This window comes from Ralstonia sp. Ralssp135, assembly GCF_047304345.1.
Taxonomy (GTDB): domain Bacteria; phylum Pseudomonadota; class Gammaproteobacteria; order Burkholderiales; family Burkholderiaceae; genus Ralstonia; species Ralstonia chuxiongensis.
In genome coordinates, this window is record NZ_JBGLYZ010000001.1 from 391,586 (window position 1) to 406,764 (window position 15,179).

Genomic DNA, 15,179 nt, shown 5'->3' on the forward strand with positions numbered 1-15,179 from the left:
GAGGTGAACTGATTTATTGGAAAAAAATACTAATCAATACTTTCGTATCGATTTGCCTCATTCAAAAAAACTTCAATTAACATCACCCGCCGTTCATGCGCGCCAAGCGATGGTAGCCCCGCCATGGTGGTTGGCATACATTCTGAGAATGTTTATCTGAAACATCAACTTTATTTCAAGGTGTTGATGTTAATTCTGCTTGCGTCTTTTATGGGTAATTGAATGACGGAGCGATGCGCTGGGCAATGATCTGCCGATCCTCTGGTGGCACGTCCGGACACTATCGTGACAACCACGTTGACTACATGCTGCGCAACCCGTGGGAACACGGCGCGATGCATACGTTCGCCAGCGTCGTTAGCGGTGGCGGCACGTACTCGACGTCGATCAACACCGATGGCAGGCAGTTCGCGCGCCTGTTCGGTCAGTACCTGTCGTACGGTGGTGTTGGCGTGCAGTGAGTGAGGCGCCCGCCAGAGACATCCTTTGTCTCAAGAGCGGTTCAGCACGCCCAGCGTGGCCACGCCGGGCGTGACGCGTTTCCAAGTCGCCGCGGGCGTGCGCAGCGGTACGCCGAGCTTCCCTATGGGGTGGGGGCGACGTAGCGGACCATGTTGTTTGCCTGGTCGGCGACGTACAGGTTTCCGTTTGTGTCGACCGCGATCCCGGATGGTTGATTGAACATCGCGGTGCTCCCCGGCCCGTCGGCGCTGCCCGCGTTGATGGAGCCCGCCAGGGTGGCAACCACACCCGCCGGGGTCACCATGCGGATCAAGTTGTTGCCGTCGTCGGCGACATAAAGCACGCCGTTGGCACCGATCGCGATGCCCACCGGCAGCGAGAACGTTGCCGCGGTACCCACTCCGTCATCACTGCCGGTCGCGCCGGAGCCCGCCAGTGTCGAGACAACACTTGACGATGAGATCTGCCGGATATCGCTGTTGAACCACTCCGTCACATACAGCGTGCCCGACGGAGAGAGCGCGATTCCCGCTGGACCGTTGAAGGTGGCGAGCGCAGCCGCGCCATTGTCGCTGCCGGGTGTTGTTGTGCCGGCCAGTGTGGTCACCACGCCGGTTGGCGTGATTTTGCGGATCATGTTGTTGCTGTAATCCGCCACGTAGACGTTTTCGTTGGCATCCACCGCGATGCCCAGCGGGTTGTTGAACGAAGCGCTCGCGCCGATGCCGTCGGCGCTGCCCGCAGTTGCCGAACCGGCGAGCGTCGTCACGATGCCGCCTGGCGTGATCTTTCGAATATCGTTGCCGTAGAACTCCGCCACATAGATGTTGCCGCTGGCGGCCACCGCAATGCCGACCGGAGTCTCGAACTTGGCACTGCCCGCCATGCCATCGACGTGGCCCGGGCTTCCTGTGCCTGCCAGGGTCGTGACGACGCCGCCCGGAGCGATTTTGCGGATGACGTGGTTGCCGAAATCGGCCACATAAAGGTTGCCTGAGGCGTCTCGCGCAATACCGCTCGGCTGTCGGAACGACGCCGCCGAACCCGTGCCGTTTGCATACCCCGCAGTGGTCGAACCGGCGATGGTGGACACCATCGACTGTGCGACTGCGCAGTTCACGCTCACGTTACTGACATTACCGTTGGCCAGTCCGCTGCCATTTGCAACGGAGCAGGACTGCCAAAGCGGTTCGGCGTTGACGGAGACAGCGTAGGCGCCACCTGCCGCTACGGAAACGGAAAAGTTGAAACCGCCGTCGGCAGCTTGGACGATCGGATCTGCACCGTTGTTAAGCAAAGTGAGGCTGCCGTAATCGAGCAAGCCCGCGACCGTTCCCGCAATGGTGTAAGTGGCCGGCGCCACCGGCCCGACCGGTGCTCCAATTGGCGCACCCGGCTGCGTTGCACTGGGGGGTGGCGTGGTGGCCGCGTCGCCGCCGCCGCCGCATGCGGTCAGGATCAGGCAAATCGGGATGGCTTTCACAAACGGAGGGCACGCGGAGGGCATGGCTAGGTACTGGGCAAACGTCGATCAGGTTGGATTGGGCCATCGACCCCAGCGATCGGGGGCGCGGCATGTGCCTTTTGCGCCGCCGGATAGACCATCTCTGATATGACGCCAGACTCGGCAATGTGACGCAAACGATTGACCATTTGCGCGCACTCCGCTTTGACGCTTCGCTGGAAATGTAAGGGCTCGTTCTAGATCGACGCGGATCGGACCATCTGTAGCAGCGTTCTTAAAAAGAAACGTTTGCGTGCGGGTTTTTACTGCCTGGGCGTCCAATGCGATGGCGCTTCATGCATACGATCGTGCACGTGCGGCGCCGCGCGTGATGCGGCGGGCTCCCCGTGCGCTCTTCTTCTTGCCCCCCAAATTCCACGCCTCTGCGCTCTATCGTGGTGACACAGCCTCGCTATTGCGTCGGGCGCGCGGGCCGCGCTCGGTTAGTGGATCGCCGTTATCGTGGAGTTGGGTGTAGATCGCGGCCAGCGCAGATTGAACCTTGCGGATGCGCATTCGGTAGAACATCAAGGCGGCTATCAGCAAAGCCAGGAAGACTCCAAGGGCTGGGCCGATGATGTGGGCACGCTTCCAGGGTGCCGAGTCATCGGGGGTAACCGGACTGCGGCTTGCAAGACCGCCATCTGGTGCATCGCCCGTCTCCTTGGACAGTGCCGTCGCCGTTGCTGCGGCAGGCTGTGGCGACGCATTCTTCAAGGCTGCGAGCCGCCGCATATCGGCCAGATTCTGCTCAACTTGCGCAAGGCGCGATTCGAGTTCATGGATCGCCTGCCTGGCCGCGACCAACTCCTCGTTGAGTTGCTCCACGTTTGCCCGCTCCCGCATGCCCGTAGCGGAAAGGCGCAGCGTGTCTTTGTCAGACGCATTGGCTGGCACCGAAGGTGGCCGACTGCCGGCGACGGCGTCGGGCATAGGCGGTGTGTGGTCGGTAGCAGCAGCCTGCGTCAGCAAGCGGAGCTGACGTTCGGCCTCAACTTTCGCCACCGCAGTTGCTTCCTCTGCCGTTGGCACACGTAGCGTGGCGCCGACGCGCAGGCGGTTGATGTTGCCGGTAATGAAGGCGTGCGGATTGCTCCGGTAAAGCGCCAGCGCGGCTTGTCCGACAGACACGTCCGCCCGATTCTGCAGGGTGCCGAACGCGATCTGCGAGAGGTTGTCGCCCGCTTTGACGGTATAGGCGGCTTCGGTGTGCCTGTCGTCTTCACCTGCAGGCGGCGCGGTGGCGGCAGCCGATGGATGCGCGCCCTCCGCCGCGTTGGCGGCGGGAGCAGATGCGACTGCCACTGCTTGCGTCTGCGGGCGGTGTGCCTGCGCACTGCTGGGCGGCGACACTCCCGAAGCGGGCGCCGATTTGCGTTGCGTCTGCAGGAACGTGGTGGGGGCGCTTGCCGCGCCCGGCGGACTGAGCAACACCGTATAGGTCGCCAGCGAGTTTCCACCTGGCCCCGCAAGGCGCACGACGATATCCGCAATGGCGTCCGCCTGCGGAACGGTCGAGTACACGCGAACGACATAGCTGCCGTCTTGCCGATGTACCAATGCCGTATGCAGCGAAGTCGCGCTTGCGCCGTAAGGCACGCCGGCGGCGAGGTAGCTTTCACGGTTGCCGGGCTGTAGCACCAGCGCTTGTGCGTCGTGCGGCTGCAATCCCGTCAAGTCGATTTCAGCCTCAAGCGGCTGGCCAATGTTCGAATGCAGATGTAGCACGCCCAGCTCTAGTGCGTGCGCAGCCGGCATGAAGGCCCAAAGGGCGGCAGCCGCTCCTGCAGCTAGCGACCGACGGCCAGGCCCATGCGCAATTCCTCCACGAAATCGCTTTTTCATTTTGAATGCTCCCCTTTGTATTACTGACACCCGATTTATTGGTTTGGGGGGTGGCCGGAAAGGATAGAGCGTTTCGTCTGCGGACCGCCATGGACGACGGGGCAGTTGAGAAAAATTCAGAGTTCGAGCGTCGTGCCTGTTCGGACCCTGGGGCGGCAGACGCAACGCGGCATGCAGGGCCGGTCGGGCCACGCAGTCAAGCGACGGCGCACGGGCTTACCGGCTGAACCGGTCCCGCAAGCTTGCACTCTGGTTCAGGCTAGTCAGCATGGCATCGAGCCAATGTTCATCTTCACCTGCCGTCGGGGCGTTCAACACATGCCTCCCGTGCTCGGGGGGCGCATCTGCCGCGTGCTTGAGAACGACGGCGTGCATAGGTTTGGCGGCATCCTGCATGGGTTGTGGCGCTGGCTCTTGCGCACGCGTTTGCCCGGCAACCGGCAGCGGCGCGCGTGCTGCGAGCTTGCGGTTCAGGATGCCTTCCACAGCCCGGGCATAGATGCCGTTTTCCCCTGGCGACTCTGAGTGATACGCGCCGATGGCATGCCAGCTGTTGCCGTGCAATTGAACCTTGCGCGCCAGATGCCAGGCGGCCACATAGGCGCTGACGCACGGGTCATAGAGCATCTGGCGGCCGATACCGTAGCGCGACAGTTCCGGCAGGTGGATGGTGTTGATCTGGAACATGCCCAGGTCTTCACTGCCGTTGCGGTTTCGGTTGTGCGCTTGCGGATTCAGGTGCGATTCCTGATAGCCGATGGCACGCAAGACTTGGGCGTTGACGCCGTGGTATGCAGCGGCATCGTCGATGCAATCTGCCAGGGCCGCGGCAGGCAGGCAGCCCAGCAGCGCAATGGCAAAAACCAGCCCCCGCCGCAGCACCGCGGCGAGCCGGTTACGCCCGCGCATGGTCTAGCCTGCCAGCGCAGGCGCGCGTCACGGGGTGGCGTTGTTGCAGGCGTTGCTGTTGCCAGTTGTGACGTGTTTCGCGACGTGTGGGCGGGACTGCGTGGGTGGTTGCGCGACGCTCCCGCGCAGCCATGATGCGAGACGATGGGGCATGCATTGCGGATCTCCGGTAACGAGCATGCGCGCATCATAGAAACGCGTGCCGGGCGTTGCGCTGGCACCGTGCGAATTTGCCTGGCTTGTAGCGAAGCAGCGTCGACAGCATGTGTTGGCATGACGGTTCGCCGCGGGCGCAACGGGTTCGTCCTGCCACAGGTCATGTTGCGCGGCGGTCCATACGATCAGCAAACAGGCGGAAAGGGCGCGTTGCCCGCCGCCTATTGCCACTTCATCTTTTCTTGGGCCCATCATGCAATCACATTACGGTAGTGCCCCCATGCCGCCCGATACCCTCGCGCAGACCCGTGCCGACTGGGGCGCGGCGGATGCCGGTGTCTCGGTGACCAACAAGCTGTCGCGCGCATTGCGGCGCGTGCTGCAGCGTGTGCGGACCGGGCACGCCGAGCCGTCGCCAGCCGCCAACCGATTTCACGTGCCGACGCCGCATCATGATCGACAGGTAGCGGCGACTGCTTCGCGCACGCAGCATCAACAGCGCGCGGGCGCGGCGCGCGATGCACTCCGCATCCAGCAAGCCATGCCACAGGGCCACGGCCTACGGGCCCCCGTTCCGCCCACCGATGCCAGCCGCTGGCTGGCCGTATGCGAGGCGGTGGCGGGTTGGCAGCAGGAGATGGCGCGTCGCCTGCACCGCTACAGCGGCCCGTTGCTGACCGACACCGCACGGCCCACGGAGCAAGGCCTGGCCCTGGCGGCCACGCGCATGCTGCTGGCCATGCAGCAGAAGAGCCGGCACCTCGTGCTTGACGGCATTCCGGTGATGCGCCTGCCTGCGGCTTTGTGCCTGGCCGAAGAGCTGGAGCGGCTGACCGTGCATGATTGCGATCTCTTCGAGTGGCCGGCATCTGGTGGTTTGCCGGTCAACCTGAGCGCGCTGCATTTCGCGCGCAACCCGCGGTTGACAGCGTTGCCGGGGCGGATCGGCAAGCTGTTGCAGCTGCAGGAGGTTGTCGTGCTCGATTCGCCGCTGCGCGCACTGCCGTCGTCGCTGTCGCAATTGCCCAAGCTGGAGCGCCTGGTACTGCAGGGCACGGATCTGCGCATCGTGCCGGTTGAGCTTGGCACGCTGGCTGCATTGCAAACGCTGGTGCTGGCATCCAACAAGCTGCTCGTGCAACTGCCCATCAGCCTGGGCCAGCTTGCGCAGCTGCGCGAGCTTCACTTGCGCGGCAATCCGGTGCTCTCCGTGCTGCCCGATGCCTTGGGCAACCTGGCCGAACTGGAGCGGCTGGACCTGCGCGAGAACACCGCCATGACGACACTGCCCGAATCGCTCGGGCGACTGCGCAAGCTGCGTCATCTTGACGTCTCCGGCATGTCGAACCTCGTGGCCGTGCCACAGAGCATTGGCCAATGCACGCAACTCCGCACGCTGCGCCTGCGCGATTGCGGATCGCTGCGCAGCTTGCCAGCGTCTGTTGGCGAGCTGAAGCACCTCACACACCTGGACTTGCGCGGCTGCCACGCCTTGGCTGGCTTGCCCGATACGCTGCGCGATCTGCCGCCAGCGTGCCGCGTCGATGTGCCAGCGCACTTGTCAGCACGGTTGGACGAGTTGCGCTCCGCAGCCGGTGCCGTCGCGACGGCCGGTTCCAGCATTGCGCCAGATTGGATGGCGCTGCGCCAGGGCTGGCGCGCACGCCTGCAGCCCTATGACGCCGAATATGGCAGCGATGCGTTGTGCATCTGGATGGAGCGCTATATCAGCGCCATCGCGCCCGACGCCATGCGTGCATACCGCGACAGCCGCCGTCTCGGACAACTGGTGGATGGCCTGTGCGAACTGCCGGCGCTGCGCAGCTCCGTCTTTCAGCGAGCCCAAGAGCGCTATGCGCTGGGTTGCCTTGACGAAGAGGCGCTGCCTCTCGACGCGCTGATGGCACTGTTGGTGAGCGAGCGCCTGCGCGAGCCCGGGTTGCCCGAAGACGCTGCCGCGCGAATGGTGCGCGCCGAGGCTTTCGCAGCGTTGCTCGAATATGGTGCCGCTGGCGGGTCGATTGACGAGGCTGTCCAGAAGTTCGCGGCTTGGCGGCCGCTGCAGAGTTACGTTGCACGCTACGGCAGGGCCGGCGAGGGCTTGGCACAGCGGCACGTTGCAGTTGCGCGTGAATGGCTGCACGCCGGCTGATACGCCAGTTCAATCGTGTATTCCCATGGGCCGGCTTGATGCCGGCCTTTATTTTTGGTGCTTCTGGACGAAACAGGAAACGCTTGGAAGCCGGAAAAAAAAGCCAGCCCGAACGCATCCTGGGCTGGCGGCCGAGAGTGAAGTCAGCGGGCTTTACGTCCGCGATTGGCCCTCGTCGGTCGGGAATGCGTTGCCGAGCAGCGCTTTGCGGCGCTGCAGCTCCTGCTGTGCCTGTTGGCTGATCGGCAGGTTCATGGCAGCGAGCTGCTGCAGATCCGCCAGGTTGGCCTGCTTGACCGATGCTTTGGCCGGCTCCAGGCGTGTGCGCAGTTGGCCGACGGTGCCCGTCGGTTGCGGTTTGCCGTGCAGAGCGGCCTGGGTTCGGTCGTTCTCGCGTTGCAGCGCCTTGGGGTTGCGCACCAGCGACTGGATACCGGTGTTGCGCTCCTCGGTATGGAACAGCGCAGCCGAGTTGATGGCGCGCGTGTTGCCGATGATCTTCGAGAACGCGTCGAGCAGCGGACGGCCCTGGCTGGAGTCGCACAGATAGTCGGCGCGGTCCTCGATGGTCGTCATGGCTTGCAGGCGTGCGCGCATCGCTTCCACGTCAAGGTGGCTCACGTCGATCGGCTTGGCCAGCGGTTCGGCAAGCTTGAACAGCTGTTCTCCGTTGGCGGTCGAACCTGGCGCGTGCGCAGCCACTTGCGTCGAGACCTGGGCCGCGCGTGCGAACGGCGTTGCGGCGTGGTAGCGCACGAACTCGTTCTTGATCTGGACGGGGCGGTTCTCCGCTGCCGCGGCGTTGATCTCCTGCGTCGCCGCTGCGTACTTGGCCACCACATCGGCCATCAGGTTCGGATTGGCGAGATAGCGATCGCGTTGCACTGGGTTCGCATCGAACGCCTGCCGCAGTGCGGCGTCTTCGCGGTGGGCTTCCGCGTCGACGATTTTGGCGAGGAACGGATGCTGCATGATGAGGTAGCTCGTGTCGGAACCCATCACCTCGCCGGCGTAGCTCTGTGTGCTGTCCGTATGCGAGACCGACGGCGTGAACGTGCCGTGAGGTGTCGGTACCGTCAGCGACAGGCTCATGCCGCTGTTCTTGTTGCGCAGCACGCGCGCGTACTGCAGCTCCATCGGGGCGTTCTGCACGTCAGGCGCCTGACGCAACTTGACGACCAGGCTGGTGCCGTCGGTCACGTTGAGCAGCAGCCCCTGTGTTTGGCGGAGCAACTCGTGCGGATCGAACTTGTCGTCCTGCAGCCGCATGTTTGGCGCGAATTTTTCGATGGCCGCTTCGATTGCCTTGTTCAGTATCGCCCCGGTAATGGGAGCGCCACCCTGCGCGGTGAACGTGAATTGCCAGAACTTGCCTGTGCGGCTGGGGTTGACCTGATGATTGGCATTCATCAGGCGCGCCTCGGCAGTGAGCGAGACTTGCCCCGCGCTATTTCCGACCGAGATGGAACCCGTGAAAGGCCCAAGTTGCACTTTGCCGCTGGACCGGCCGAAGCGGTTGAGGATCGCGTTGAGCGCGCTGCTTTGCGCACCGCCGGACACCGTCGCCTTCAGTGCCGTATCCCAGCGCTGCCACAGCGATTTGTCTTTCAGCGGGCCGTTCTTCTGCACGTCGTAGTTCTTGAGCGGCAGGTACGTCTTGTCCAGCATTTCACGCGCGGTCTTGTACATCGAATCCGCCGTCAGGATGGCTTCGGCCGCGGCCGTGCCGTGCTCCTCGCGCAACGCCATCTGCTGCTTCACGACAGAGATATGCGCACCCACACAGCCGAGCGCCAAGCTGATCGCAGCATGGCTCTTGGCGACGAACGCCTCGGGGTTGGCCAGCGCATCTTTCTGCGGATAGCGGCCATGCCACACGGTCTGGTTGATCTGTGCGAAGGCCGCTTCGCGATGCTGATTCAACGTATCGCGTTCTTTGGCGGGCATGAAGCGATCGTTCTTCGCGAGCACTGCCCCGGCGTGATCCGCAAATTGCAGATAGGTGCCGATGAGATGCTCCAGCTGATCCGTCGCGTGATTGAGCTGCTCGGGGCTGGCGTGTGTGATGGCGTTGCGGAACTGCGCAGGGATGTTGGCTTCCTCGCCGTAGTGCAGCCGTTCGGTTTCGGTAAAGGGCTGTGCAGGGCCTGCGTGCAGTTCGTGCGTCAGTGCCTTGCGTGTCGCGTTGTACAGGTGAAGCTGCGCGGGGGGCGGCTCGGCACAAGCGGCATCGAGCTGCTGATGGAGCTTGAACGTTGACTGGTAATCCTTGTGATAGCCGGGGTCCAGCAGCGTGTGCGGCGCGGCAGCGCTTTCCGTGAAGAACTGCGCCACATTGCCGCGCACGTTCACATCAAAGCTCCCGCCGGCTTCCAGGTTGGTGCCGCCGTGGGTCTCGTTGCCGACGTTGGCATCCACGCTGCCGGTCACCTGCCGATAGGCCAGGAAGCGGTCGCCATAAGCCACGGAATCGGGCACGTCGCGTCGCGGTTGCGCCGGCATGGGCTGTCCGCTGCCGATGCGGTCCGTCAGCACGTCGGCGATTGGCGGGTACGCGGCTTTCATGAGCGTGCTGAAGCGCTCGCCGCCCACTTTCTGGTCGATCGCACCGGCCAGCAGCGTCATCTTCAACGTGTTGAAACCCTTGGCAATCTTGGCGTCGTTCAGAAAGTACGGCTTGCCCGCGGCTTCCGTGTAGTTGCGCCCGATGGCGTGAGACACGAGATTGGCCAACGATTCCAGCTGCTGCATCGCCTGGCGCGCATGTGGCCCGGCAGACTTGACCCAGGCATGGTTGGCATCGTGGTTGGCAACGAGCTTGACGAGTTGACGCAAGTCATCGTGTTCGAGGTAGACATTGCCGCCGGACAGGTCCAACCGGCCCGTCAGTTTGGCGGCCCACTCGCCCAGCTTGCCGCCCAGCGCGACCTTGGCGAAGGCTTGTGCCGAGGGCCAGTAGTCGACGTCGCCGTCGTCATCGGCAAAGTACAGGCGGCCCTTGCCGCCACCCGCTTCCACCGACACGTGGGCACCGGCATAGCGGTTGGTGGGGAAGGCCGAGATCGACACGCTGCCCGACGTGCCTGTGCTCACGTTGGAGCCAGGCTTTGCCGTGCTGATGCCGGGCGCTTTGGCTTCGAGGTTGGCGGTTTCCTTCTCGGCGTAGTGGCTCATGACCTCGTGCGCGCTGCCGCTCAGGTGCGTGCGCTTGAGCTCGGTGAGCAGCGCTGCGATCCCCTTGTAGGCGTCGGCCGGGTCATGATTGCCCAACGATTTGGCAAGCCGGCGGGCGGTCTTGGCCGCCGACGCAAAGGCATCACGCACGGCCATGCCGACCTCATGCGGAGCCTTGCGGGTGTTGTCCGCGGCAATCGTCTGGATGGTGCCCAGCTGATGCTGGAGCTTGGCGCGCAGCCCGTCACTGAGTGGGTGCGAGCGCGTGAGCGCTACCGGTACCGTGGGTAGTGCATCCTTGAGCGCAAGCGCCATCTGGCGCAACTGGGGCTTGTTCAGCGCGCCGGTATCGGGATCGAACACGGGCGCCCCGGGCGGCGTGTGGCGCCCTTGCGCGTGCGCGCTGGATGAGGGAGACAACGGCGAGGGCGACGGCGGCCGCAGCACGATGGCCAGGTCCTGCTGCGTGCCGTGTTCTGTGTGTTCTGTGTGTTCGGCGTGGGCAGTACCAGACGATTCGGCGTGGGGCTGCTCGGTTGGCGTGGGCGTCGGGTTCGGGTTCGCTTGCGCGTGTGGGGTGTGAGGCGGCGGTTCGCTGGCGCTGCCTGCGTGCCCCTGTGCCTGCGGCGCAGCGGTTTGCGGCTGTGCCGGCTGTTGAGGCGGCCACTGCAGCTTGCCGTTGCGAATACGCTTCTGGGCTTCCCGCTGCGCGGCGCGCGTTCCGCGTCCGCTCAGCGTGGTGCTCGACAGCGCAACCTTGAGCTGCTCGTTCGTCAGCGATGCGGCGCTTTTCTTCTGGCGGCTCGCCGTCACCATGTCAGCAAGGTCACGCAGGCCGCCAGGCAACTGCGAAGTCTTGCGCACGCTTGGCATGGATGGCTGCGCGGATTGCGAGGCCGGTGCACCGGACGACGTCTGCGCCGGAGGCGTCGCGCTGGAGTGTCGGGAGAATATCTTCATGGTGGGCGGGGGCTCCGAGGTTGGCATGCCGGGGCATGGCAATTCGCCCGAGCACAGTTGAACCTTGCAAGCCTAGCCAGCCACTGCCGGCGAACGTCACGGGCACCGAAGTGCTGCGTCGGCATCCGAAGCGACCGCATGCGGCGGCTCAATACCGTGTGGACGCGGCGCCGTTGTCCAGCTCCGCGGTGAGTGCAGCGATGGCATCGAGCAAATTGCTTGCTTCGGGGTCGTCGTCCAATGCATAGCGGAAGCGATAGATCATCTGGCCGGTTTGCGGGTGTTGCACGACGCTGCCGCGTGCGGCGCCGTCCACTTCCAGGCAGAGGCCGAGCAGCAGATTAAGTGTGAACGCGACGTCCAACGTGTCGCGCGGGCCGAGCTCGACGTACGCCGTCAGCATGTCGGGCTCGGCGTAGCTGTCATACGCCAGCCAGACATTGCGGGTGCCGATGCGCAGGGCATGCGCTGGCAATGCGTCGTCGTCGAACGGGGGGTGGGGTGATTCTTCGGGGGGCATGGGCGGGCGCCGAGGCGGTTGTTGCTGCAACAAATTGCAGCAACCGGGTTGCACCGCTCAACGATGCCAGCATGGGGCTTCCGGATGTGGTGGGTGTGCCGAAAAACTGCGATAAAAGCCGAAAAAATGCGCCCCTGAAATATCAGCGGTGGGTAAAATCTCGACATCTGGGTGTGGGCTTTCTCGCCAACAGATCGGGCCGTTTGCCGACGCACGGCCAGCACAGATTTTCGCGGAGGGTACCGTGACGCAAACCTGCCAGCCAGTTACCGAACTGGCTTCTGACTGGTTCCGACAACACTATGCTTGGCTCGCCCGCCGTATGGGCTGCAAGACGGGCTGCCGCTTTGGCGCCGAAGACATTGCGGCGGAAGCCTTTGCGCAATTGCTGCAGAGGCCAGGGTGGCAAGACACCCGCGAGCCGCGCGCGTTGCTGACAACGATTGCGCAGCGTCTGCTCTACGACATCTGGCGTCGTCGTGATCTGGAAGAGGCCTATATCGCGTGGGCTGCCACGCAACCGCAAGCGACGCTGCCATCGCCGGAAGAACGTGCGTTGATCCTCGAGACCCTCACCTCCATCGATCGTGTGCTCGATGGGCTTTCCGCCAAGGCGCGCAGCGCCTTTCTCTATAGCCAGCTCGATGGCCTCACGTACCCCGAGATCGCCGAACGCTTGCAGGTGTCCGTTCGCATGGTGCAGAAATACATGACGCAGGCCTTGCGCCTGTGCTATTTGGCCGAATCATCGTGAAGCACGTGTTGGACGATCGGATTGCCGAGCAGGCGATCCAGTGGCTTGTCGTACTGCGCTCGGGTACCGCGTCCGAGATGGAGCGCCAGCGCTTTGCCGCCTGGCAGGAGGCCGATCCCGCGCACGCCGCCGCCGTGCAACGTTTGCAAGGCGCGTTGGGCTCGATGGCACTGCCCTCCGTGGCAGAGCCGCATCGGCGCGCCGCGCGACGGCTTCTCGATGCGCCTTCGTCGACAGCACGGCATGTGCGCCGCGCGCTCATCTTCAGCGGGCTGGGTTTGGGCGTTGCCGCCCTCGTTGACAGAGAGATTCCGCTGACCGACCTCGCTGCCGACATGCGCACGGCGACCTCGGAGCGTCGCGACTTCACGCTGGCTGGCGGCTATCAATTACGCCTGAATGCGCGCAGCGCCGTGGATGCCTCAGCGGTTGCGCGCGGTTACGACGTGCGTCTGCGCAGTGGCAGCGTCCTGGCCGTCGCCGGGTCGCCGTCGGGGCAGTTGCGGTTGTGGTCCGCCGCGGGCGCGGTGGAATGCATGGGCGGCATGATCTGCGCAACGCTGGAGCCCGATGGCGCGATGACGGTTGCCGTGCTCGAAGGCACCGCGGCGTTGTCCACGCCGGCCGGTGCCGTTTCCACGGCGCGTACGGGCGAGGTACGGCGCCTTGGTGACGGCGGCATCGAGAAACTGACGCTGATGGCCCGCAACGTGGCGGCCTGGACGCGCGGCATGGTCGAGGTCGAACACCAGCCCTTGTCCGACGTGATTGACGCATTGCGCCCCTACCACCGGAGCCTGATCGAGCTGCTCCCTGAAGTGGCTGATATGCACGTGACGGGGCGGTTCCCGCTCGACGGACGTCGTGCCCTGCACATGCTGGCCGAAACGCTCCCCATCCGGGTGAAGGAGCTTGCCGGCGTGTGGGTGCGCATCGGCCCGCGCTGAGCGTTCGTCGGCCGCGAAAATTTTTTTTCGATCGGGGTTCCGGTTTTTCTCCCTCGTTGCACAGAGAGAGTAAGAGGCTGCCGCGATACCCATCCGCGAGCGCCACTGCATCCAGATGCATAGCTTTCACGAAAGCGAAGGACGACATGAACGCCCGGGTCCAGAACGACGTGCTGCTACACGCAGCCGACAGTACGGCAGAACGCCAGTATTTCTCCCCTTTCCCTGCAGCCGCCGCTTGGCGGGCGCAGGCGGTGGTGCCTCTCACGATCGCGGTTCGGCAGGTTTCGCACGCCCCAAACGGTGGGATCCTGGTCGACTTGACCGAGCTGGCCGCGGCCGCCGGCGAAGCGCCGCCCGCCCAGCCCGTTACGCTGGAGCAGGCGCACGCGATGCTTGGGCGGATGTTGGAGTCCAGGCGGAAGGCCCCCGCTCGTTCGTCCGGCAAGGGGGCTTTGCTCTCCGCTCTGACGCCACGCCAACGCGACATCCTGCGAGAGGCGGCATCGGGAAAGTCCAATGTGGAAATCGCGCAGGCGCTGCATATCGGCGTAGAAACCGTGAAATCGCACGTGCGCCAAATTCTGATGCGCTTACAAGCACGCAATCGGACCGAATTGGCGGCGCTATATCAGCAATGTGCGGGTGAAATCCGCTCGCACGAAAGTCACTAACGCGATAACCATTAACAAGGCAATATTTTTTAAACCGGCACTGAATTTATTAAGCCGATACTGAAATTATCTGCCTTGAGGCGTTTTATTAAGAATTGCTAAAAGAATTTGCCGTGGGCGCAGTGGGCCCTGCGGCGCGCAATCGTTTGCGCAAAAAGGCCGCTTAAGCGGCCAGAATGGTGCGCGCCTGGGGGCCTGCGGGCTCGTTGCTAGCGGCTTGCACGGCGAGTTGGTAGCCGCGTGCGTAGACGGTCTTGAGTTCCACGCCGGTCTCGGGGCCGAACTGCAGTTTCTTGCGCAGCTTGTAGATGTGCTGCTCGATCGAGCGCTCGACGATGCTGGCGTCTGCGCCCCACACGGCGGATGCGATCTGCTGGCGCGAGAGGAACGACCCCGGCGAAGAGAACAGCAGCCATGCCGTCGCAAACTCCCGAGCGGTCATGCGAATGGGGATGCTGTTGACCGTAGCCGTGCGGGTCAGGCGGCACAGGCGATACGGCCCCACCACGACGTGGATGCCGGCATTCTGGCGTACCGGCTCGGCACGGCGCAGTGCTCGTTGCACGCGGGCCTGCAGCTCTTCAGCGCTGAAGTGTCCGGTCAGCACGTCGTCCACGCCGGCATCGAAGGCCGACGCCATGTCTCCGCGGTCGACAAACTGCCCGAACACCAGGGTGGGCCAGCACATGTCGGCATTGCACTCGCGCCACGACAGCACGAGCTGCCCCGCTGTACGGAAATGCTGGGCATCGATCATCAACAGATCAAACGTTTCCGTGCGGCGCGCACGCAGCAACGATAGGGCGTCGTCAAAGCGGACGCACTCCGCCTCTTCACTGGATAGGCAGCTTGCCACGTAGGCAAAGCTGGATGGGTTTGAGGTCAATACGGCGAACTTCATGGCGCTCCCCTTCTTTCAAGCCACTGCGCTAAAGAATTGAATCGCTGCAGATGGCGCTTCAAACTGGGGCCAAGCATAACGTTCACGATTTGCTCACACATCCCTATAAAGAGTGAAATCGCGTTTAGATCTGATTGAGTTTTTTTTGTTGACTATGCAATTTTCATTTTGAGCATGCGAATGCCGCATTCTGCGTGAACGATTATGCGCATAAGCGCATA

General features: G+C 63.7%; 11 protein-coding genes. 5 read left to right on the forward strand and 6 right to left on the reverse strand.

Annotated elements, in window-relative coordinates:
- Positions 1–245 precede the first annotated feature (245 nt).
- The gene (locus ACCD03_RS01755; RefSeq protein ID WP_413410641.1) at positions 246–461 is read left to right on the forward strand and encodes a hypothetical protein; all 216 of its coding nucleotides are present in this window, start codon (positions 246–248) and stop codon (positions 459–461) included.
- Between the two features lie 122 nt (positions 462–583).
- Here the strand turns inward: ACCD03_RS01755 and ACCD03_RS01760 are convergent, their stop codons facing one another.
- From ACCD03_RS01760 to ACCD03_RS01770, 3 genes are all read right to left on the reverse strand, one after another.
- A complete protein-coding gene (locus tag ACCD03_RS01760; protein WP_413410642.1) occupies positions 584–1,945 on the reverse strand; it encodes an NHL repeat-containing protein in 1,362 nt (453 codons plus the stop codon).
- A gap of 411 nt (positions 1,946–2,356) precedes the next feature.
- Positions 2,357–3,724 carry a FimV family protein gene (locus ACCD03_RS01765; protein ID WP_413410643.1) on the reverse strand — a complete coding sequence of 456 codons (1,368 nt, stop codon included), beginning with the start codon at positions 3,722–3,724 and terminating at the stop codon, positions 2,357–2,359.
- 303 nt (positions 3,725–4,027) lie between these two features.
- Positions 4,028–4,720 (reverse strand): lytic transglycosylase domain-containing protein, encoded by a 693-nt coding sequence (locus ACCD03_RS01770; RefSeq protein ID WP_253535617.1) that lies wholly within the window; start codon positions 4,718–4,720, stop codon positions 4,028–4,030.
- A gap of 436 nt (positions 4,721–5,156) precedes the next feature.
- Here ACCD03_RS01770 and ACCD03_RS01775 point away from each other — a divergent pair, with 436 nt between their 5' ends.
- Complete coding sequence (locus ACCD03_RS01775) at positions 5,157–7,028, forward strand: leucine-rich repeat domain-containing protein (protein ID WP_413410644.1); 1,872 nt, start codon at positions 5,157–5,159, stop codon at positions 7,026–7,028.
- Positions 7,029–7,181: 153 nt separating this feature from the next.
- Here the strand turns inward: ACCD03_RS01775 and ACCD03_RS01780 are convergent, their stop codons facing one another.
- The gene (locus tag ACCD03_RS01780) at positions 7,182–11,162 is read right to left on the reverse strand and encodes a type III effector protein (protein ID WP_413410645.1); all 3,981 of its coding nucleotides are present in this window, start codon (positions 11,160–11,162) and stop codon (positions 7,182–7,184) included.
- 148 nt (positions 11,163–11,310) lie between these two features.
- Positions 11,311–11,682, reverse strand: a complete 372-nt coding sequence (locus ACCD03_RS01785; protein WP_045205550.1) for a hypothetical protein — start codon at positions 11,680–11,682, stop codon at positions 11,311–11,313.
- 244 nt (positions 11,683–11,926) lie between these two features.
- On the opposite strand from ACCD03_RS01785, the gene ACCD03_RS01790 reads away from it, so the two are divergent.
- From ACCD03_RS01790 to ACCD03_RS01800, 3 genes are all read left to right on the forward strand, one after another.
- Positions 11,927–12,436 (forward strand): sigma-70 family RNA polymerase sigma factor, encoded by a 510-nt coding sequence (locus ACCD03_RS01790; RefSeq protein WP_316675351.1) that lies wholly within the window; start codon positions 11,927–11,929, stop codon positions 12,434–12,436.
- Entirely contained in the window at positions 12,433–13,383 is a 951-nt protein-coding gene (locus ACCD03_RS01795) for a DUF4880 domain-containing protein (protein ID WP_413410646.1), read from the forward strand. The genes ACCD03_RS01790 and ACCD03_RS01795 overlap by 4 nt, the downstream gene beginning before the upstream one ends.
- A 146-nt stretch (positions 13,384–13,529) precedes the next feature.
- On the forward strand, positions 13,530–14,057 hold the full coding sequence (locus tag ACCD03_RS01800) for a helix-turn-helix transcriptional regulator (RefSeq protein ID WP_316675348.1): 528 nt from the start codon (positions 13,530–13,532) through the stop codon (positions 14,055–14,057).
- Positions 14,058–14,220: 163 nt separating this feature from the next.
- On the opposite strand, the gene ACCD03_RS01805 is transcribed toward ACCD03_RS01800, so the two are convergent.
- Positions 14,221–14,958 carry a response regulator transcription factor gene (locus ACCD03_RS01805; protein WP_045205546.1) on the reverse strand — a complete coding sequence of 246 codons (738 nt, stop codon included), beginning with the start codon at positions 14,956–14,958 and terminating at the stop codon, positions 14,221–14,223.
- Positions 14,959–15,179: the final 221 nt, after the last annotated feature.

Coding starts and splice junctions, on each gene's coding strand:
- ACCD03_RS01805 (WP_045205546.1), bottom strand. CDS start 14,958: ATGAAGTTCGCCGTATTGACCTCAAACCCATCCAGCTTTGCCTACGTG.
- ACCD03_RS01800 (WP_316675348.1), top strand. CDS start 13,530: ATGAACGCCCGGGTCCAGAACGACGTGCTGCTACACGCAGCCGACAGT.
- ACCD03_RS01775 (WP_413410644.1), top strand. CDS start 5,157: ATGCCGCCCGATACCCTCGCGCAGACCCGTGCCGACTGGGGCGCGGCG.
- ACCD03_RS01755 (WP_413410641.1), top strand. CDS start 246: ATGATCTGCCGATCCTCTGGTGGCACGTCCGGACACTATCGTGACAAC.
- ACCD03_RS01770 (WP_253535617.1), bottom strand. CDS start 4,720: ATGCGCGGGCGTAACCGGCTCGCCGCGGTGCTGCGGCGGGGGCTGGTT.
- ACCD03_RS01780 (WP_413410645.1), bottom strand. CDS start 11,162: ATGAAGATATTCTCCCGACACTCCAGCGCGACGCCTCCGGCGCAGACG.
- ACCD03_RS01785 (WP_045205550.1), bottom strand. CDS start 11,682: ATGCCCCCCGAAGAATCACCCCACCCCCCGTTCGACGACGACGCATTG.
- ACCD03_RS01765 (WP_413410643.1), bottom strand. CDS start 3,724: ATGCCGGCTGCGCACGCACTAGAGCTGGGCGTGCTACATCTGCATTCG.